Here is an 18284-nt window from a genome sequence, read left to right as displayed (position 1 = left end):
ACGACGCCAATTTGGTTTTGACAGCGAGGAATTCCGATGAAGCCCATCGGAGAAGCCGATCGATCGGCCGCGCGCCGCGCCCGCTGCCGCACGCTCAGACCGGCACGGGCTCGCTGCGGGTGCGCCGCCGCTCTTCCACCATGGCTTCGATCAGCGAAGCCAGATCATCGGTGGCGGGGTTGCGGCTTTGCGGCGACCGAAGCAGTTCGAGATCGGCCGGCGGCAACGGCGGCAGGCCGTGTTCCGCGCCGAGCACGCGCCAGTGCGCCGGCAAGGTGCAACGGTCGATGATGGTGACGGCCGCGCCGTGGTTGACGGCGACCTTGATGCCGGTCGGGCTCTGGCTCGTATAGATCACGTGATACGGCCGCCCTGTCGCCGCCAGCGCGGCCAGCCCGCGCTGGCGGTAGCAGCAGGTTTCCGGAAACAGCGCGAGCGGCACCGGCGCGCCCTCGGCCAGCGTGAAGCCCTGGTGTGCGGCCCACACCACTTCCTCGCGGCCCAGGTGCCGCCCGTCCGACTGCGCGCCGTGCCGCACCACGAGCGCCAGATCCAGTTCGCCCGCCTCCAGCCGCTCGATCAGCTCCAGCGACATCCGGCAATCGATATGCGGCCGCGCGCCGGGGCGCAGCCGGTAGAACTTCTCCAGCAGGTCGGGCAGCCACAGCTCGGCGTAATCCTCAGGCAGTCCGAAACGAATCACGGTTTGGGTGCTGCTGTGCTTCAGCGCGGTGATCGCCTCGTTCTGCACCTGAATGATGCGGCGGGCGTGAATCAGGAAGTTCTCGCCGTCGCGCGACAGGGCGAGGCGGCGGCTGTCGCGCAGGAACAGGTGCGTGTCGAGCCGCTCCTCGAGGGTGCGGATTCGCAGGCTGATGGTGGATTGCGTGCGGTGCATCTGCTTGGCGGCCGCGGTCACGCCGCCGCTGTCGACCACGGCGATGAACGCGCGCACCAGCTCGCCGTCGAGCGAGCGGAGTTGAGACCAATCGGGTTCGCTGATGGTGGTCATCGGAATTACTCGCTTTCCAAACGAAATTGTCGGTCGAATCATGCGGACGTCGCTGGGCCGATTGTTGTCGAAAACAATTCCGGCCACAAACCCGCCCACTTTTTTTCGAAACCGGAGCCCGCCGTGTCAGTTAGCCTGCCTCTCGCCGACGCAGAATGCATCGATCTGAGCGATATCGTCGATACCGACCGTTACCCCCTGCATGACCCCGATCACCCGCGCATGCGTGAGCTGCTCGCGAATTGCCGCGCGGAACTGGCCGGCAACGGCAGCGCCGTGCTGCACGGCTTTCTGCGCCCCGAGGCGCTGGCGCAAGCCGGCGCGCAAGGGCGCGAATTCGCGAAGAAAACCTACTTTTCGCACCGCAAGGTCAACGCCTATTTCACGGCGGACGACCCGGCGCTGCCGCCGGGCGACCCGCGCCGTGTCTTCATGGATCGCACCAGCGGCTTCGTCACGCGTGACGTGATCCCGGCCGATGCGGTGGTCCATCGGATCTACGTGGCGCAGGCGATGAAGCGTTTCGTGGCGGCCTGCCTCGGCGAAGCGCGGATCTGGGAATACGCCGACCCGTATGCCGGCCTGGTGCAGAACGTCATGCCGCCGGGCACCGAGCAGCCTTGGCACTACGACACCAACGAATTCATCGTCTCGATGATGACGCAGCAGCCCGAAGCGGGCGGGGATTTCGAGTACTGCCCGAACATTCGCTCGCCGGAAGGCGAGAACTACGGCGGGGTGGGCGAGGTGGTGCGCGGCGAGACGCGCGCGCCGATCAGCGTGATTACGCTGCAGCCCGGCGATCTGCAACTGTTCAAGGGCCGCTTCTCGCTGCACCGCGTGACGCGTGTGGCCGGTGCGATCGACCGGCACACCGCGATCTTCGCCTACTCGAAGCGGCCCGGCGTGGTGGGGCGGCTGGAGCGCACGCGCCAGCTCTACGGGCGCGTGTCGGAAATGCATCTGGAAGCCGAACGCAACCTGGTGCGGGCAGACAGCCTGGTCGACTGAGCCGATCCTGACGCCACGCCTCGAAGCCCGTTTCATTATTCGTTGTACTGATCGATAACCATTACCCCCACTATCATGACGATCCTCCGCCCGACCCGCCGTCCCGAAGATTGCGAACCCACCGCCGACGAGATCGCGCAGATCCAGCGCGACCGGCTTGCCGCGGTGCGCCGCGAATTGAAGAAGCGCGATCTGAGCGCGGCCATCCTGTTCGATCCCACCCACATGCGCTATGCCACCGGCTCGCGCAACATGCAGGTGTATTCGATGCGCAACCCGGCGCGCTACGTGTTCGTGCCGGCCGAAGGCAAGGTGGTGCTGTTCGAATATGCCGGCTGCGAATTCCTGGCGGCGGGGCTCGACACCGTCGACGAAATTCGCCCGGCCACGGCGATTTCCTATTACTTCTGCGACGACATGCTGCGCCAGGTGACGGAGCGTTGGGCCGACGAGATCGACGATCTGGTGCGCGCCAACGGCGGCGGCAAGCGGATCGCGATCGAGAGCGCCACCTCGGCGGCCGCGTTCGCGCTGCAGGCGCGGGGCTACGAGATTTCCGACGCGCAGGAGCCGCTCGAACGGGCACGCGCGATCAAGGTGAAGAACGAGATCAAGATGATCCGCGCCTCGCTGCGTGCCGCCGAGGAGGGCGTGCGCAAGCTCGAGGCGGCGCTGGTGCCGGGCATCAGCGAGAACGAACTGTGGTCGCATCTGCATCAGCACGTGATCGCCAGCGACGGCGACTATGTGGAGACACGCCTGATCAGCTCGGGGCCGCGCACCAACCCGTGGTTCCAGGAAAGCAGCCCGCGCAAGATTCAGGCTGGCGAACTGGTGGGACTGGACACCGACGTGGTGGGCCGCTTCGGCTACTACGCCGATTTTTCGCGCACGTTCCTGTGCGGCGACGGCCCGGCCACGGACGCGCAGAAGACGCTGTACCGGCTCGCCTACGACCAGGTGCACGCCAACATGGAGAACGTGCGGGTGGGCACCACGTTCCAGGAGTTCATCGCGCGCGCCTGGCAGATTCCGCAGCCGTACCGGGCGCGGCGCTATTTCGCGCTGGCGCACGGAGTGGGCATGACCGGCGAATATCCGTACATCTGCCATCGTGAGGACAACGATGCAAAAGGCTATGACGGCGTGATCGAGCCGGGCATGACGCTGTGCATCGAGAGCTACATCGGGCACGAAGCCGGCGGCGAGGGCGTCAAGCTGGAGGAGCAGGTGTATGTGCGCGACGACGGGCAGCTCGAACTGCTGTCCGATTACCCGTTCGAGGCGCGCTTGCTGGCCTGAGCCTGCACGAGCGTTGCGCAGCGCCGCCGGGCGGCCTGCGCAGGCCGACGATCCATTCGTCGCAATTGGCAGTAGACGACTGGTCTAATCACTGCTACAGTGCGCTCCATGAACTCAGCCGCCGTCCGCGAAACCGCTTCCGATACCCGTGAGGGCATCCTCTCCGTTGGCCAGACCTTGATGGCGAGCCGGGGGTTTTCGGCCGTCGGGTTGAACGAGATCCTGGCCGCCGCGGGCGTGCCGAAGGGCTCGTTCTACCACTACTTCGGCTCGAAGGACGCGTTCGGCGAAGCCTTGCTGAACCGCTATTTCGAAGACTATCTGGCCGATCTGGACATCACGCTGGCCGCGCCGAAGCAAACCTCGGCGCAGCGCCTGATGACCTACTGGCAGCAATGGCGCACGAATCAGGGGTCGTTCGATTGCCAGGGCAAGTGCCTGGCGGTCAAGCTGGCGGCCGAGGTGGTGGACCTGTCCGAAACCATGCGCGCCGCGCTCGATCGCGGCACCTCGGGCATCGTGGCCAGGCTGACGGGCGCGATCGAGGCCGGGCGCGACGACGGCTCGCTGTCGTTCGACGGCGAGCCGGCGCAGGTTGCGCAAAGCCTCTACGAGTTGTGGCTGGGCGCGAGCATTCTGGTCAAGATCGTCCGCAGCATGCAGCCGTTCGAAACGGCGCTCTCGACCACCCGCAAGATCCTGGGCATCGCCGGCTGACCTGTATGCCCGCAACAGCACTTCTCGCGAAGTGCTTTTTTTGACGCTGAAACTAGACGACTGGTCTAATTCAAAGGCGCCGTTTATCTCGATGGAGCGATACACCATGAAAATCCTGATGGTTCTCACCTCGCATGACCAACTGGGCAATACCGGGCTCAAGACCGGCTTCTGGCTGGAAGAGCTGGCGGCGCCGTACTACGTGTTCAAGGACGCGGGCGCGGAGATCGTCCTGACCTCGCCGCAGGGCGGCCAGCCGCCGCTCGACCCGAAGAGCAACGAGCCGATGTTCCAGACCGAGCACACGCACCGCTTCGAGGCCGATGCGGCCGCCACCCGGCAACTGGCCGCCACGCTGCCGCTGGCGGGCATCGATCCGGCCGGTTTCGACGCGGTGTTCTATCCGGGCGGCCACGGCCCGCTGTGGGATCTGGCGGAAGACACGCATTCGATCGCGCTGATCGAGGCGTTCATCGGGGCCGGCAAGCCGGCGGCGCTGGTGTGTCACGCGCCCGGCGTGCTGCGCCACGTGAAGGCGGCCGACGGCCGCCCGCTGGTGGACGGCAAGCAGGTCACCGGCTTCACGAACACCGAGGAAGACGCGGTGCAGCTGACCAACGTGGTGCCGTTCCTGGTGGAAGACGAACTGAAGAAGCACGGCGGCCGCTTCTCGCGCGGCGACGATTGGGCCTCCTACGTGGTGCAGGACGGCTTGCTGATCACCGGGCAAAACCCCGGCTCGTCGGCCGAAGCCGCCGCGCGGCTGCTCGCGCACCTCGCGCCGGGCAGCCAGGCCTGAGCCGGTCCGCCCGCCATCCGGCGGGCGCGGGCGGCACGCCGCGCCCATCCGCCTTAATTGTTTCGTCATCCGAATCGAAATCATCATGCAACGACACGCACTCTTCGAACCGGTCGCGCTCGGCCCGTTCACGCTCAAGAACCGCATCGTGTTGCCGCCGCTGACGCGGCAGCGCGCGAGCCGCCACGGCGACGTGGCCACCGACCTGATGGCCCGCTATTACCGGCAGCGCGCTGGCGCCGGGCTCGTGATCAGCGAAGGCACGCAGATCGAGCCGCGAGGCCAGGGCTATGCCTGGACGCCCGGCATCTACAGCGATGCACAGATCGCCGGCTGGCGGCAAGTGACCGAGGCCGTGCACGACGCGGGCGGCCTGATGTTCGCGCAGCTCTGGCACGTGGGCCGCGTGTCGCATCACGCGCTGCAGCCGGGCGGCCAGGCGCCCGTCGCGCCGTCCCCGATCCAGGCCGCCAAGGTGCGCGCGTTCATTGCCACCGGCCCCGACACGGGCACGCTGGTCGAGCCGCCCGAACCGCGTGCGCTCGAACGGCAGGAGGTTCGCGAACTGGTGGCGATGTACGCGCAGGCCGCGCGCAACGCGATGGCGGCCGGCTTCGACGGCGTCGAGATCCACGCGGCCAATGGCTATCTCGTGAACCAGTTCATCTCCGAGCATGCGAACCATCGCGACGACGAATACGGCGGCTCGCTCGAGAACCGGCTGCGCTTCCTGCGCGAGATCGTCGAGGCGGTGGCGGCGGAAGTCGGCGCGGAGCGGATGGGCGTGCGCTTCACGCCGCTGTTCGAGAGCACCGATCAGGATCGCGTCTATATCGGGCTGGTCGAGGCCGATCCGCACGCAACCTATATCGAGGCGATCAAGGTGCTCGAAGCGGCCGGAGTGGCCTACGTGTCGATCGCGGAAGCCGATTGGGACAACGCGCCCGATCTGCCCGACGGTTTCCGTCGCGAGGTGCGGCGCGTGTTCTCGGGGCGGATTCTGTATGCGGGCCGCTATACGGCCGAGCGCGCGGAGCGGCTCGTTCAGTCGGGGCTGGCGGATCTGGTCGGCTTCGGGCGCCCGTTCATCGCGAACCCCGACCTGCCCGAGCGGATCGCCAACGGCTGGCCGCTCAATGCGCTCGATGCGCCGACGCTGTATGGCGGCAGCGAGAAGGGCTATGTCGATTACCCGGCGCATGAAGCGGCGGAGTGCACGATCGGATCGGAATCCTGACTATCGCGCGCGCTCACGGCACCGCGCTCGGAAGGTGATCGTGAAACAGCGTGTAGACCAGCGCGCGCAGCCACCGGTGGCCCTCGTCGCGCTGGTAGCGCTCGTGCCAGAACTGGGCGATGTCCACCGGCGCGATGTCGAACGGCAGCGCCACGGCGCGCACATCCTGGCGGCTCGTCAGCACGCGCGCGAGACGGCTCGGAATGCAGGCCACCAGGTCGCTGGCCGAGACGATGTGATCGAGTCCGAACGAATGCGCGACCTGCAATGACACGCGCCGCGCTCCGCCGCGATGCGGCGAGCGCGCGTTCAGTTCGGCCTCGAAATGCGCGTGGCTGCCGGCGGTGGGCGTGTAGATCACCTGATCGGCCGCGAAGAACTGCTCGGCCGACAGCGTGTCGCCGATCGTGGGGTGGCCGTTGCGCACCAGCACCACGTAGGTTTCGTGGAACAGCCGCTGCTGATGAAAATCGGCGTGCAGCCCGGCGAACATGCCGAGCGCGAGATCGATCTGGCCGAGCTTCATCATCTGCTGCGCGGCGTCGAGCGGCGGATCGATCGTGACGATGCGGATGCCCGGCGCCACTCTGCGCAAGTGCGCGACGAGCGGCGGGATGAAGATGGCCTGCCCGAGATCGCTGACGTACAGGTGGAACGTGCGCGTTTCCGAAGCCGGATCGAACGGGCGCCCGGCCTGCAGCGCGAGCCGCAGCGAGGCGAGGCCGCCGTCGACCAGCGCCGCGATGTCGTCGGCGCGCGGCGTGGGCTGCATGCCGTCGGGCGTCTTCACGAACAGCACGTCGTCGAACAGCGTGCGCAGCCGCTTGAGCGCATTGCTGACCGAGGGCTGCGTCAGATGCAGCGCCTGCGCCGCGCGCGTGGTGCTGCGCGTGCGATACAGCACGTCGAACACCAGCAGCAGGTTGAGGTCGATGTTGCGCAGCAACGTGTCGGGAGTGGTGGGCATGCGAGCGGGGAGCTAGGGTAATCCTGGGGCATTCATGCGCTGAATACCGGCATTCAGTCGATCAATTTAACAGAGGTCCGGGCCGTCCCTATGCTGGGGTTCGACGCAGCCGCAACGATGCGATGCGGTTGCCTTCGCTAACCCAACAACATTCGGGACACCTCAATGGACAACAAGATTGCACTCGAGGAACACTTTGCCTCGCCGGATACGATCGGCGATTCCGAACGCTTCTTCACCCACGACCTGTGGCAGGTGCGCCGCCGGCAGTTGCTCGACATCCAGGACGAGCGGATCGAGCGGATGGATGCCTGCGGGATCGGCTACGCGATTCTCTCGCTGAACGCGCCGGCCGTGCAGGCGATCACCGACCGGCAGCGTGCGATCGACGTTGCGCGCCGCGCCAACGACCTGCTGGCCGAGCACGTCGCGCGTCGCCCGGACCGCTTCGGCGCGTTCGCGGCGCTGCCGCTGCAGGACCCGGAGGCGGCGGCGCGCGAACTCGAACGCTGCGTGAAGGAGTTCGGTTTCAAGGGCGCGCTCGTGAACGGCTTCTCGCAGATCGGCAGCGAGGACGATTCGACCTACTACGATCTGCCGCAATACTGGCCGTTCTGGGCCGAGGTCGCCAAGCTCGACGTGCCGTTCTACCTGCATCCGCGCAACCCGTTGCCGAGCCAGCAGCGCTCGATCGAGGGGCACCCCTGGCTGATGGGGCCGGCCTGGGCGTTTTCGCCCGAAACCGGCGTGCACGCGCTGCGCCTGATCGGCAGTGGCCTGTTCGATGCCTATCCGAACCTGCAGATCGTGCTCGGCCATCTCGGCGAACTCGTGCAGAACAATATCTGGCGCACCTCGCACTGGGCCTCGGCCGATGGCAAGAACCCGCTCGGCGTCAAGGCGAAGCGGCCGTTCATCGATTACTTCCGCGAGAACTTCCACGTCACGACCAGCGGCAACTTCCGCACCATCGCGATGCGCAACGCGATGGAGGAAATCGGCAGCGACCGCGTGCTGTTCTCGGCGGACTACCCGTTCGAGGCGATGGAGGAGGCCGGCACCTGGTTCGACCGCGCCGAGATCGGCGAGAACGACCGGATCAAGATCGGCCGCGACAACGCGCGACGCCTGTTCCGGCTCGACTGAGCGGCCCGCCGTGACCGCCGCCCGCGCGTCGCCCGACAGAGGCGGCCCGGGCGGCGTCGGCCGCTTTCCACGAATAAAAACCGATAACGGAGACACCTCTTGCAACCCGCTCACGCATTCGACGTGCCGCGCTGGATCGACGCGCAGCCGTTTTCCCGCTTCCAGTTCTCGATTGCCGCGCTCTGCTTCGCGGTGGTCGCGCTCGACGGTCTCGACACCGCGCTGATCGGCTTCGTCGTGCCCGCGCTGCGCGCCGATTGGCATCCCGGCACCACCGCCGTCACGCTGCTGGTGGCGTCCGGCCTCGCCGGCCTCGCGCTCGGCGCGTTTTTCGCCGGGCCGCTCGGCGACCGGATCGGGCGCCGCCGCCTGCTGCTGGCCTCGGTGTTCGGCTTCGGTCTGTTCAGCCTGCTCAGTGCGCTTGCGCCTGACATCCGCGTGCTGACGCTGTGCCGTCTGCTGACCGGCGTCGGCCTCGGCGCGGCGATGCCGAACGCGATCACCATGACGTCCGAGTACAGCCCGCGAACGCGCCGCGCGCTGATCGTCACGACCATGTTCTGCGGCTTCACGTTCGGCTCGGCGGCGGCCGGCTTCGTGGCCGCGAAGGTGATCCCGCTGTACGGCTGGCATGCGATGTTCGTGATCGGCGGCCTGCTGCCGCTCGCGCTCGGCGCGTTGATGCTGGCGGCGCTGCCGGAGTCGATCCGCTTCCTGATCCATCGCGGTGCGCCGGCCGACACGATCGCGGCGCTGCTCGCGCGGATCTCGCCCGGCGCGCCCGGTGCCGATCATCGCTTCGTGGTGGACGAGCCGGCCGTGGAGGCGGCGCGCTCGCCCGTGGCGCAACTGTTCGCGCCGACGCTGCGGTTCGGCACCGTCGCGCTCTGGTGCGTGAGCTGGATGAACCTGCTGGTCGTGTATCTGGTCACCAACTGGATGCCGAGCCTGTTTCGCGAGGCCGGTTTCGATCTGTCGCAGGCGGCGGTGGTCACGGCGATGTTCCAGGTCGGCGGCACGGTCGGCTCGATCCTGATCGGGCGGGCGATGGACCGCCGCAACGCCTATGTGGTGCTCGCGCTCGCCTACTGCGCCGGCATGTTGTGCGTGCTGCTGGTGGCCTGGCGCTACGACGATCTGCTGCTGCTGTGCGCCGGCATCTTCGGCATCGGCTTTGCCGTCGCCGGTTCGCAGACAGGCGCGAATGCGCTGTCGGCCGGCTTCTATCCCACCGCGAGCCGCGTGACGGGCGTGAGCTGGTCGCTCGGCGTCGGCCGGCTCGGCGCGATCTCGGGCTCGTTCGTCGGGGCGCTGCTGCTGGGCAGCGCGGTGGGGCTGTCCGGCGTATTCCTGCTGCTGCTCGTGCCGGTCGCCTGCGCGTGCCTCGCGATCGGCGCGATGGGCCTGCACTATTCGCGCGGCCACCGCGTCGCACCGGCTGTCGAATCCGTCGAATGACGGCGCGCGGCGGCCCGATCCGCCGCGCTTTCCCGCCGCGCTTTTCCGCTTCGTATCACCCCATAACAAATTTCAGGAGATCTTCCGATGCCTTCGTCCATCGGCCGCCGCGGCGCGGCCTCATCATTCGCATTACTGAGCATTATGACGGCCCATGGCGCGGCCGCGCAAAGCAGCGTCACGCTGTACGGCAGCGTGGATGCCGGCATCGCCTACGTCAACAATCGAGCGGGCAGCCCGCAGGTGGCGATGCTGCAAGGCGTGGCGCAGCCCGACCGTTTCGGGCTGCTCGGCACGGAGGCGCTGGGCGGTGGCTGGCAATCGGTATTCCGGCTCGAAAGCGGGTTCGCGACCAACACCGGCGCGTTGTCGCGCGCGAACACGCTGTTCGGCCGGCAGGCCTATGTCGGGCTGTCGTCGGCGCGTTTCGGCACGCTCACGCTCGGCGAGCAAAGTTCGTTCAACTACGATTGGGTCGCGCCGCTCGGCAACAACTTCCAGGGCGGCAATCTGCTGTCCGCGCACCCGGGCAATCTCGACGGCCTGGTCGAAACCAGCGCGGCGCAGGAGGCGAACGTGATCAAGTACCGCTCGCCGGTGCTGAACGGCTTCGCGTTCGGCATGTTGCTGGGGCTGGGTGGCGTGGCCGGCAATTTCTCGGCGGGACGGATCGCCGGCGCGGGGCTCAGTTATACGCACGGGCCGCTGGCGCTGACGGCGGCCTACGAGAACGAACACAATCGCGCGATCGGCGCGCAGCTTGGCGACACCACGGCCGGGCTCGGTTTGACGACGTTCCAGGGGCAGCCGGCGCTGGCCTATGTGGCCGACAAGGTGGAGAACGCCGCGTTCGGTGCGCGCTACGATATCGGCCCGGTGCGGCTGCATGCCGTGTATACGTATGTGAAGCTGGCGGCGGGCGGCCAGTCCAATTCGTATCGCACGGCGGAAACGGGCTTGAACTGGCTGACCACGCCGGCCAATTCGATCGGCGCCGGCATCGCGTCGACGAGCTTCATCGGCCGGCGTTACCTGACGGCCACGCTCGGCGACGTGTATTCGCTATCGAAAGCCACCCAGCTTTATCTGCACGTGATCGCGCAGCAGGCCACCGGCACCGGCGATGCGCGCGCGGCGATCTTCTCGGTGGGGGCGTCGGGCACGAATCGGCAGATGGCGGTGGTCACCGGCATCCATCATTTGTTTTGAGGCCGGCGGCGCGCTCGCTCACAACCGGCGGCGAGACAGCACGAACTTCTCGAGTTCGGCGCAGGCGTGATCGATGTGCTTCTTCAGCAGCGCCGCCGCGCCGCGCACGTCACCGATCTTGCAGAGGCGCACGAGTTCGCCGTGCTCCTCTTCGGCGCGGCGGCAGCTTTCGGCACTCAGCGACAGTTGCAGCCGCGTATAGCGGTCGGTTTGCTGCAGCAGGCTGGTGACGATCGCCAGCGTGCGCGGCTGCTCGGCGCGCGACATCAGCACGTCGTGCAGCTTGCTGTTCAGTTCTCCCCAGCGATTCGAATGCTGGGCGTCGAGTTCGTGCTTGTATTCGGCGAGGATCGCGTCGAGTTCGAGAAAATCGGCAGGCGTGAGCCGGGGCGCGGATTTCTTCAGCAGCAGCGGTTCGAGCAGCCCGCGCAGCATGAACAGTTCGCTGATCTCGTCGATCGACAGTTCGGATACCACAGCGCCCTTGTGCGGCACGATCCGCACCAGCCCTTCGCCTTCGAGCTGCACCAGCGCCTCGCGCACGGGGATGCGGCTGATGCCCAGCTCGGCCGCGAGCGCATCCTGCCGAAGCTGGAAGCCCTCGGGCAACTCGCCCGACATGATCTTGCGGCGAAGCTCGTCGGCCGCCCGTTCCGCGACGGTGGTGGCCGAAAACCGGGGGGCGGTAGCTGTGGAATTCATTGCGGAAGATCGTCCGTATCGTAGGGCCGGGGCAGGCGTGCGCCAAAGGCGCCGCCATGCGAAGCGCATATTGTATAAAAACGCGGCCGCCGCCCGCGAGCGGCCCGGGCGGCAAAGCAAAACGGCCAGCTTGCGCTGGCCGTCGGGAAGGGCACGAGGCGGTGCGGCGGCCTCGATCCTTATGCGCTGACTTCCTTCGACCAGCCCGCGTACCACGTGCGGAACAGCGTGTACTGCGCTTCGGCGTAGCGGCGCTGGGCTTCGCTCAGCACGTCCGTTTCGTTGAAGTGCAGCGTGTATTCCGTGTCGCCGTTCAGGACCATCAGGTACTTGTAATAGAGGACCAGGTCAGTGCCTTCGTCGAACGAGGACAGCACGGCCAGCGCGGCTTCCAGCTCGCGCGCCTGGCGGCGGGCGACCACGTCGCCCTTGGCGGCCTTGCCGCACAGGTCCACCAGTTGCAGCACTTCGCGCGGCAGCGCGTTGCCGATGCCGGTGATCGCGCCGGTGGCGCCGCAATTGACGAAGCCATGGAACACCTGGGTGTCGACGCCGGCCATCAGCGTGACGCTGTCGTCCTGGCTCGTGATGTGCTCGGCCGCGTAGCGCATGTCGGCGGCGCCGCCGAATTCCTTGAAGCCGATCAGGTTCGGGTATTTCGCGCGCAGTTCGAAGAACAGGTCGGCGCGCGTGGCGAAGCCGTAGTACGGGCTGTTGTAGATCACGGCCGGCAGGGCCGGCGCGGCTTCGAGGATCGCCGAGAAGTGCGCCTTCTGCGCCGTGGCCGACGAGCCGCGCGACAGCACGCGCGGAATCACCATCAGGCCGCCCGCGCCGACCTTGGCGGCGTGCGCGGCGTGCGAGACGGCTTCCTTCGAGTTGACCGCGCCGGTGCCGACGATCGTCGGGATGCCGGCGCCCACCAGGCGCGCGACGCCTTCCTGGCGCTGCGCTTCGCTCAACAGCGGCCAGTCGCCCATCGAACCGCAATAGACCACGGCGCTCATGCCGGCGTCGATCAGCTTGCGGCCCGTTGCGACCAGCGCGTCGTAGTCGGGCTGGCGATCGGCGGTGCAGGGCGTCATGAGGGCGGGAATGGTGCCCTTGAAGATGTTGTCGCTCATGGTGTTTCCTTCGGCATTCGTTAGAGGATTCGGCTGCTGCGGCAAGAGGCAATCGGTCTGCCCCGGTTGGCTCGGTGGGGCATGCGTTGCACGTCGTGATCCCACGCCGGGATAGTAGCGTACGTGGATATTTTATACAAAATATTTGTGATGGCGGGATCGCAGGGTGGCGTGAATCCTTTTCATGTAGTTGATTATTATGGATTTGTTGTGCTTGCTCGATGATCGTCGTCGGCGAGATTCTAAGAATATTTTATGCAACATGATGCGGCGAGCCATTCGGATCGCAGGCAATCCGGGTTTGCCGGTATGATCCGCGGCCGGCCACGTTCACGGCTGCCGGCATGCCTTCCCCCTCACATTCAACGCACCCCGATGGTTCGATGACGGATAGCTTTGCCAAACGAAAGCGCGCGATCGCGCTGCTGATTCTGCTGCTGTTGGTGTTGGCCGCCACGACGGCCTACTTGCTGAGCCCGCGCTACACCCCGGCCGAGCGCGATTACTACACCGCACTGTTCTGTCATGTCGTGACGACCGGCGGCAGCCACGATGCAGACAAGACCATGCGTGCCATCGTCGAAAACGGCAACGCCGATTACGCCTTGAGCAAGATCGAATACAACGCGGCGGCGGCACAGGATGTGATCTCGCGTTTCGCGAAGCTCGATGCCGGGCAACAACACCAGGCGCAGCAAAACAGCGCCGATTGCGAGCGTCTGCTGGGCTTGGCGGCCCGCTGAAACGGGCGGCATCGAAACCTGCGCGAAAGCCTCGTTTATGCTCGATGGGGAATTAATAGCATCCTCTCGTTCAGCATTGCCAATCGTTGGTTTTGAGCTGATCAATCGGCTTCGCGCGATCGCGCAGGTTGGCCTCAAGTCCTCCCTTTCCGCGCCGTTATGCGTGAGGTGCGGTGGTGCTCTGTCGATGCACCGGCCGCGAACGACGCGCTGCCTTCGGCATTCGACATGCCACGGCCACCGCGTCCCGCTCCACTTTTGACGACCCGACATGCGTTGCAGATCCACGGCCTGGCCGCTCGCTTCGGCGGCTTTCGCCGCCCTTGCCATTCACGCTCCGGCGGCTCTTGCCGACGAGCCCGACTTCCTGACGCCACGGCTGACTTCCGGCAAGCTGCTGCTGACCGGCGGCGTGTCGCAGATCGAGGGCTCGGCGGGCGGCGGCCTGGCGCCGTGGGCGGTGATCGGCGGCTACGGCACCGCTTCGCAGGTCGGCGCCAACGTGCATGCCACCTATGTGCGCACCCAGGATTTCGCGCTGACGACGTACGGCGCGATGGTCGGCATCGGCAATCGCGTCGAGCTGTCGGTGGCGCGCCAGGAGTTCAACACGCGTCAGGCCGGCGCGCAGCTCGGGATCGGCTCGGGGTTCAAGTTCAGGATGGACACCATCGGCGTGAAGGTGCGCCTGTTCGGCGAGGCGATTCTCGATCAGGACACCTGGGTGCCGCAGGTCTCGGTGGGCGTGCAGTTCAAGCACAACGAACAGGGCAACCTGGTGAAGGCCTTGGGCGCGACCAGCGATTCCGGCACGGATTTCTACTTGTCGGCCACCAAGCTGCTGCTCGCGCAGAGCCTGCTGCTGAACGGCACGCTGCGCTTCACGAAGGCCAATCAGTTCGGCCTGCTCGGTTTCGGCGGCGACAAGTCGAACAACTATCACCCCGAATTCGAAGCATCGGCCGCGTACCTGTTCTCGCGCTACTTCGCGCTCGGCGCCGAATACCGCACCAAGCCGAACAACCTCGGCTTCGCGCGCGAGCAGAACGCCTACGATGCGTTCATCGCCTGGGCGCCGAACAAGCTGGTTTCGCTTACGCTGGCTTACGTCATGCTCGGTGATATCGCGACGTTCCAGAGCCAGCGCGGCCCGTATGCCTCGGTGCAGTTGGGGTTCTGATCATGACGCTGACGACACTGAACCGTTTCGCCGCCTGCGCCTCGATCGCGCTGGGCCTGATGTTTTCGCCCGCGGTGCACGCCGACGACGCGCTGTACCAGCAGTTCGGCGGCCAGCCGGGCCTCGTGAAGATCATCGACGATTTCTACGACCTGCTGCTGGTCGATCCGCGTACCAAGGCCTACTTCGACGGCGCGCCGATCAAGCGCATCAAGCAAAAGCTCGCCGAGCAGTTCTGCGTGCTGCTGGGCGGCCCTTGTGTCTACACGGGCCGCACCATGAAGCGCTCGCATGAAGGCCAGAACATCGATCGCGCCGCGTTCGATGCGCTGGTGGAGGATCTGCAGACGTCGATGGACAAGCACGGCGTGCCGTTCCGCGCGCAGAACAAGCTGCTGGCGAAGCTCGCGCCGATGTATCGCGATATACAGGATCGCGAATGAACGCTCCGACGCGCGCATGCCGGCCGTTGCCTGCACAACCTATTTCGTTTTTCACCGGCACCATGGCAAAGCATTCTGACAATCGGCGGTTCTTCGGGCGCGGCGCGATCGGCGCGGCGGCCTGCTGGCTCGCGCTGCACGCGGCGGCGGCCAGCGCCGCGAGCATCGAGGTGAGCGTGGTCGATCAAAGCGGCGCGCCACTGGCCGACGCGATCGTCTATGCCACGCCGTCGAGCGGCAAGCTGCCGCCGCCCAAGCCGGCCAACGCCGTGATCGACCAGTACAAGCGGCAGTTCGTGCCGCTGGTGTCGGTGGTGCAATCGGGCACGTCGGTCAAGTTTCCGAACAAGGACAACTTCGAGCACGACGTGTATTCGTTCTCGCCGGCCAAGAAGTTCGAACTGCATCTGTATCACAGCACGCCGTCCAGCCCCGTGGTGTTCGACAAGCCGGGCCTGGTCGTGATGGGCTGCAACATTCACGATTCGATGGTGGGCTACCTGATGGTGGTCGACACGCCGTGGTTCGCCAAGACCGATGCCGCCGGCCACGCCACCATCGACAAGCTGCCGGCCGACGACTACACGGTCACGGCCTGGCACTATCGCCTCGCCGATACCAAGACGCTGCCCGTGCAGAAGCTGCCGGCCGGCGCCACCACGGCGTCGTTCAAGCTGAACCTGTCGGCCCAATAGGCGCTTCATGCAATTTCAAAGCCTGCGCGCTCAGATCGCAATCGTTGTCGTGGTGCTGATGCTGGTGGCCCAGCTCGCGGCATTCGGCGTGATCAGCACGGTCATTCGCGAGAATGCGCGCAGCAACGTGAATCAGCAGCTGGTGCTGGCGGAACGGGTGTTCCATCAGGTGCTGCGCTCGAACGGCGAAAAGCTGACGCAGGCCGCCAGCGTGGTGGCCGCCGATTTCGGCTTCCGCGAGGCGGTGGCCACGCACGACGAGAACACCGTGGTGTCGGCCTTGTACAACCACGGCGCGCGGATCGATGCCGACGTCGTCATGCTGGCCGATCTCGACGGCAAGCTGATCGCCGACAGCCGCGGCGACACGCAGGCGAGCGTGCGGTTTCCGCTGAGCAGCCTGATCCAGGCGGCGCGTGCGCAACACGATGCCTCGTCGATCGTCGCGGTCGACGGCAAGCTGTATCAGGTGGTGGCCGTGCCGGTCAAGGCGCCGATCACGATCGCCTGGGTGGCGATGGGCTTCGTGATCGACGATGCGATCGCGAAGGAAACGGCCACGCTCACGTCGCTCGACGTGTCGTTCCTCGACCGCCGCCCCGATGGCCTCTGGAACCTGCTGGCCACCTCGCTGCACGACAAGGAGCACGTTCACGCCGGCATTGCCAATACGGGCGACCGCGATTACGCCACGCGGCTCGTGATGCTGCAGTCGAGCGGCGAACCGGTGGCGGTGATGCTGCAGCGCTCGCTGCACGACGTGATGGCGCCGTATCTGCGTTTGCAGACGGCGCTGCTGGTGATCACCGCGCTGGGCGTGATCGTGTCGGTGGTCGGCAGCATGCTGACCGCGCGCAGCGTGACGCGACCGCTGACGATGCTGGCGCACCTGGCGAGCCGGGTCGGACAAGGCGAGTACAACGAACCGATCGAGGTGAAGCGCCACGACGAGGTCGGCAAGCTGGCGACCGCCTTCAATCGCATGCAGGCCGCGATTTCCGAGCGCGAGCGGCATATCGTCGAGTTGGCCTATACGGATCAACTGACCGGGCTGGCGAATCGCGCGCGGTTCAACGATCGCCTGCAGGAAGCCATCGACCTGACGGACCGGGGCCGCGAGGCGTCCGAACACGTGTTCAGCGTGATGATGATGGACCTCGACCGCTTCAAGCTGGTCAACGACACGCTCGGCCATCCGATCGGCGATCGTCTGCTGTGCGAAGTGGCGGTGCGCCTGCGGGCCGCGCTGCGCAGGATCGATCTGGTCGCGCGCTTCGGCGGCGACGAGTTCGCCGTGCTGCTGCCCGGTTATTCGAGCGCCGACGCGGAGCGCGTGGCCACCGGCTTGCTGAAGACGCTCGAACAGCCGATCACGATCGAGGGGCAACTGGTGGACGTGGGGGCGAGCATCGGCATCGTTGCCTACCCGCAGCACGGCACCGACATGAACGCGCTGATGAGTCGCGCGGATATCGCGATGTATGTCGCGAAGCGCGCCAACACCGGCTACGCGTTGTACGACAAGAAGCACGATCAGAACAACGCGGAACGGCTGTCGCTGATGAGCGAGCTGCGCCAGGCCGTCGAACACGATCAACTGACGCTGTTCTATCAGCCGAAGCTCGACCTCGCGACCGGCACGGTGAAGTACGTCGAGGCGCTGGTGCGCTGGGAGCACCCGACGCGCGGCTTCATCGCGCCGGACCAGTTCATTCCGTTTGCCGAACAAACCGGCTACATCAAGGTGATTTCGCAATGGGTGGCCGACAAGGCGATCGGCCAGATCGCCGCGTGGCAGGCGGCGGGCATGCCGCTGGCCGTGTCGGTCAACGTGTCGGCGCGCGAACTGATTCTGTCCACGCTGCCCGACACCTTCTCCGCGCTGCTGAAAAAGCATTCGGTTTCGCCGGACATGCTGTGGATCGAGATCACCGAAAGCGCGATCATGGACGATCCGAATCACGCGATCGAAACGCTCGACCGCCTGCACGCGCTCGGCATTCATCTGGCGGTGGACGATTTCGGCACCGGGTATTCGTCGTTGTCCTATCTGAAGCGCATGCCGATCGACGAACTGAAGATCGACAAATCGTTCGTGATCGGCATGGCAGACCATAAGGATGACGAAACCATCGTGCGTTCCACCATCGACCTTGCGCACAACATGGGGCTGAAGGTGGTGGCCGAAGGCGTGGAGAGCGAGGCGGTGCTGACGCGCCTGCGCGAATTGCGCTGCGACCTGGTGCAGGGGTATTACCTGACGCGCCCGCTGCCGCCGGTGAAGCTCGAGGCCTGGCTCGAGGATTGGGCGATTGCTTGACGCCCGGCGCGTGACGATCAAAGGCTTCGACAAGCCTTTGATCTGCTTGCGATTGAATTCGAATTCCGGCGATTGTTAATCTGTTGGAAAGACAATCGCTTTCATCTGTAGGAAACCTCAACGATTTAGCAACATCCCTCAAACAACGCTTCTTTTTACAAAAAGATACGTTATATCATTTCGCGCCATTACCCGCTCATTACCCGATCCGGCGCGTGT

At 66.0% G+C, this 18284-nt stretch carries 17 protein-coding genes; 13 read left to right on the top strand and 4 right to left on the bottom strand.

Annotated elements, in window-relative coordinates; genetic code table 11:
- Window positions 1-94 precede the first annotated feature (94 nt).
- The gene (locus AB4851_RS04625; protein ID WP_414448631.1) at window positions 95-1012 is read right to left on the bottom strand and encodes a LysR substrate-binding domain-containing protein; all 918 of its coding nucleotides are present in this window, start codon (window positions 1010-1012) and stop codon (window positions 95-97) included.
- A 123-nt stretch (window positions 1013-1135) separates the two neighbouring features.
- On the opposite strand from AB4851_RS04625, the gene AB4851_RS04620 reads away from it, so the two are divergent.
- The 5 genes from AB4851_RS04620 to AB4851_RS04600 all read left to right on the top strand — a co-directional run bounded on the left by AB4851_RS04620 (window position 1136) and on the right by AB4851_RS04600 (window position 6078).
- Window positions 1136-2023: a hypothetical protein gene (locus AB4851_RS04620; protein WP_414448630.1), complete on the top strand. Its 888-nt coding sequence runs from the start codon at window positions 1136-1138 to the stop codon at window positions 2021-2023.
- A gap of 75 nt (window positions 2024-2098) precedes the next feature.
- Complete coding sequence (locus tag AB4851_RS04615) at window positions 2099-3325, top strand: M24 family metallopeptidase (protein ID WP_414440740.1); 1227 nt, start codon at window positions 2099-2101, stop codon at window positions 3323-3325.
- A gap of 108 nt (window positions 3326-3433) precedes the next feature.
- Window positions 3434-4042 (top strand): TetR/AcrR family transcriptional regulator, encoded by a 609-nt coding sequence (locus AB4851_RS04610; protein WP_414448629.1) that lies wholly within the window; start codon window positions 3434-3436, stop codon window positions 4040-4042.
- Between the two features lie 106 nt (window positions 4043-4148).
- Window positions 4149-4841, top strand: coding sequence for a type 1 glutamine amidotransferase domain-containing protein (locus AB4851_RS04605; protein WP_414448628.1), 693 nt, complete (start codon window positions 4149-4151; stop codon window positions 4839-4841).
- Window positions 4842-4926: 85 nt separating this feature from the next.
- Window positions 4927-6078, top strand: a complete 1152-nt coding sequence (locus AB4851_RS04600) for an alkene reductase (RefSeq protein WP_414448627.1) — start codon at window positions 4927-4929, stop codon at window positions 6076-6078.
- Between the two features lie 13 nt (window positions 6079-6091).
- On the opposite strand, the gene AB4851_RS04595 is transcribed toward AB4851_RS04600, so the two are convergent.
- Window positions 6092-7045, bottom strand: coding sequence for a LysR family transcriptional regulator (locus tag AB4851_RS04595; RefSeq protein ID WP_414448626.1), 954 nt, complete (start codon window positions 7043-7045; stop codon window positions 6092-6094).
- Window positions 7046-7210: 165 nt separating this feature from the next.
- Here AB4851_RS04595 and AB4851_RS04590 point away from each other — a divergent pair, with 165 nt between their 5' ends.
- The 3 genes from AB4851_RS04590 to AB4851_RS04580 all read left to right on the top strand — a co-directional run bounded on the left by AB4851_RS04590 (window position 7211) and on the right by AB4851_RS04580 (window position 10858).
- Complete coding sequence (locus tag AB4851_RS04590; protein WP_414448625.1) at window positions 7211-8191, top strand: amidohydrolase family protein; 981 nt, start codon at window positions 7211-7213, stop codon at window positions 8189-8191.
- A 99-nt stretch (window positions 8192-8290) separates the two neighbouring features.
- Window positions 8291-9649 carry an MFS transporter gene (locus AB4851_RS04585; RefSeq protein ID WP_414448624.1) on the top strand — a complete coding sequence of 453 codons (1359 nt, stop codon included), beginning with the start codon at window positions 8291-8293 and terminating at the stop codon, window positions 9647-9649.
- Window positions 9650-9736: 87 nt separating this feature from the next.
- Window positions 9737-10858, top strand: a complete 1122-nt coding sequence (locus AB4851_RS04580) for a porin (protein ID WP_414448623.1) — start codon at window positions 9737-9739, stop codon at window positions 10856-10858.
- An 18-nt stretch (window positions 10859-10876) separates the two neighbouring features.
- Here AB4851_RS04580 and AB4851_RS04575 read toward each other — a convergent pair whose 3' ends face one another.
- Both AB4851_RS04575 and AB4851_RS04570 read right to left on the bottom strand, forming a co-directional pair.
- Window positions 10877-11560, bottom strand: a complete 684-nt coding sequence (locus tag AB4851_RS04575; RefSeq protein ID WP_414440748.1) for a GntR family transcriptional regulator — start codon at window positions 11558-11560, stop codon at window positions 10877-10879.
- Window positions 11561-11739: 179 nt separating this feature from the next.
- On the bottom strand, window positions 11740-12684 hold the full coding sequence (locus AB4851_RS04570; RefSeq protein WP_414448622.1) for a dihydrodipicolinate synthase family protein: 945 nt from the start codon (window positions 12682-12684) through the stop codon (window positions 11740-11742).
- A 383-nt stretch (window positions 12685-13067) separates the two neighbouring features.
- Between AB4851_RS04570 and AB4851_RS04565 the strand changes: the two genes are divergently transcribed.
- The 5 genes from AB4851_RS04565 to AB4851_RS04545 all read left to right on the top strand — a co-directional run bounded on the left by AB4851_RS04565 (window position 13068) and on the right by AB4851_RS04545 (window position 18065).
- Entirely contained in the window at window positions 13068-13427 is a 360-nt protein-coding gene (locus AB4851_RS04565) for a hypothetical protein (protein ID WP_414448621.1), read from the top strand.
- Window positions 13428-13698: 271 nt separating this feature from the next.
- The gene (locus AB4851_RS04560; protein ID WP_414448620.1) at window positions 13699-14607 is read left to right on the top strand and encodes a DUF3034 family protein; all 909 of its coding nucleotides are present in this window, start codon (window positions 13699-13701) and stop codon (window positions 14605-14607) included.
- Between the two features lie 2 nt (window positions 14608-14609).
- The gene (locus tag AB4851_RS04555) at window positions 14610-15050 is read left to right on the top strand and encodes a group I truncated hemoglobin (protein WP_414448619.1); all 441 of its coding nucleotides are present in this window, start codon (window positions 14610-14612) and stop codon (window positions 15048-15050) included.
- A 62-nt stretch (window positions 15051-15112) separates the two neighbouring features.
- Entirely contained in the window at window positions 15113-15745 is a 633-nt protein-coding gene (locus AB4851_RS04550; RefSeq protein ID WP_414440753.1) for a methylamine utilization protein, read from the top strand.
- Between the two features lie 7 nt (window positions 15746-15752).
- Window positions 15753-18065, top strand: a complete 2313-nt coding sequence (locus tag AB4851_RS04545) for a putative bifunctional diguanylate cyclase/phosphodiesterase (protein WP_414448618.1) — start codon at window positions 15753-15755, stop codon at window positions 18063-18065.
- The last annotated feature ends 219 nt before the right edge of the window (window positions 18066-18284 follow it).

The sequence above is a fragment of the Burkholderia sp. 22PA0099 genome (assembly GCF_047497165.1).
Lineage (GTDB): Bacteria > Pseudomonadota > Gammaproteobacteria > Burkholderiales > Burkholderiaceae > Burkholderia.
Note: the sequence above shows the minus strand (reverse complement) of the source record. Positions and strands in the feature narration are given on the sequence as shown.

What these genes read in the sequence shown, in the direction of transcription:
- AB4851_RS04625 (WP_414448631.1), bottom strand. Translation starts at nt 1,012, where the DNA reads ATGACCACCATCAGCGAACCCGATTGGTCTCAACTCCGCTCGCTCGAC.
- AB4851_RS04615 (WP_414440740.1), top strand. Translation starts at nt 2,099, where the DNA reads ATGACGATCCTCCGCCCGACCCGCCGTCCCGAAGATTGCGAACCCACC.
- AB4851_RS04580 (WP_414448623.1), top strand. Translation starts at nt 9,737, where the DNA reads ATGCCTTCGTCCATCGGCCGCCGCGGCGCGGCCTCATCATTCGCATTA.
- AB4851_RS04570 (WP_414448622.1), bottom strand. Translation starts at nt 12,684, where the DNA reads ATGAGCGACAACATCTTCAAGGGCACCATTCCCGCCCTCATGACGCCC.
- AB4851_RS04595 (WP_414448626.1), bottom strand. Translation starts at nt 7,045, where the DNA reads ATGCCCACCACTCCCGACACGTTGCTGCGCAACATCGACCTCAACCTG.
- AB4851_RS04575 (WP_414440748.1), bottom strand. Translation starts at nt 11,560, where the DNA reads ATGAATTCCACAGCTACCGCCCCCCGGTTTTCGGCCACCACCGTCGCG.
- AB4851_RS04600 (WP_414448627.1), top strand. Translation starts at nt 4,927, where the DNA reads ATGCAACGACACGCACTCTTCGAACCGGTCGCGCTCGGCCCGTTCACG.
- AB4851_RS04555 (WP_414448619.1), top strand. Translation starts at nt 14,610, where the DNA reads ATGACGCTGACGACACTGAACCGTTTCGCCGCCTGCGCCTCGATCGCG.
- AB4851_RS04565 (WP_414448621.1), top strand. Translation starts at nt 13,068, where the DNA reads ATGACGGATAGCTTTGCCAAACGAAAGCGCGCGATCGCGCTGCTGATT.
- AB4851_RS04545 (WP_414448618.1), top strand. Translation starts at nt 15,753, where the DNA reads ATGCAATTTCAAAGCCTGCGCGCTCAGATCGCAATCGTTGTCGTGGTG.
- AB4851_RS04590 (WP_414448625.1), top strand. Translation starts at nt 7,211, where the DNA reads ATGGACAACAAGATTGCACTCGAGGAACACTTTGCCTCGCCGGATACG.
- AB4851_RS04610 (WP_414448629.1), top strand. Translation starts at nt 3,434, where the DNA reads ATGAACTCAGCCGCCGTCCGCGAAACCGCTTCCGATACCCGTGAGGGC.
- AB4851_RS04550 (WP_414440753.1), top strand. Translation starts at nt 15,113, where the DNA reads ATGGCAAAGCATTCTGACAATCGGCGGTTCTTCGGGCGCGGCGCGATC.
- AB4851_RS04560 (WP_414448620.1), top strand. Translation starts at nt 13,699, where the DNA reads ATGCGTTGCAGATCCACGGCCTGGCCGCTCGCTTCGGCGGCTTTCGCC.
- AB4851_RS04605 (WP_414448628.1), top strand. Translation starts at nt 4,149, where the DNA reads ATGAAAATCCTGATGGTTCTCACCTCGCATGACCAACTGGGCAATACC.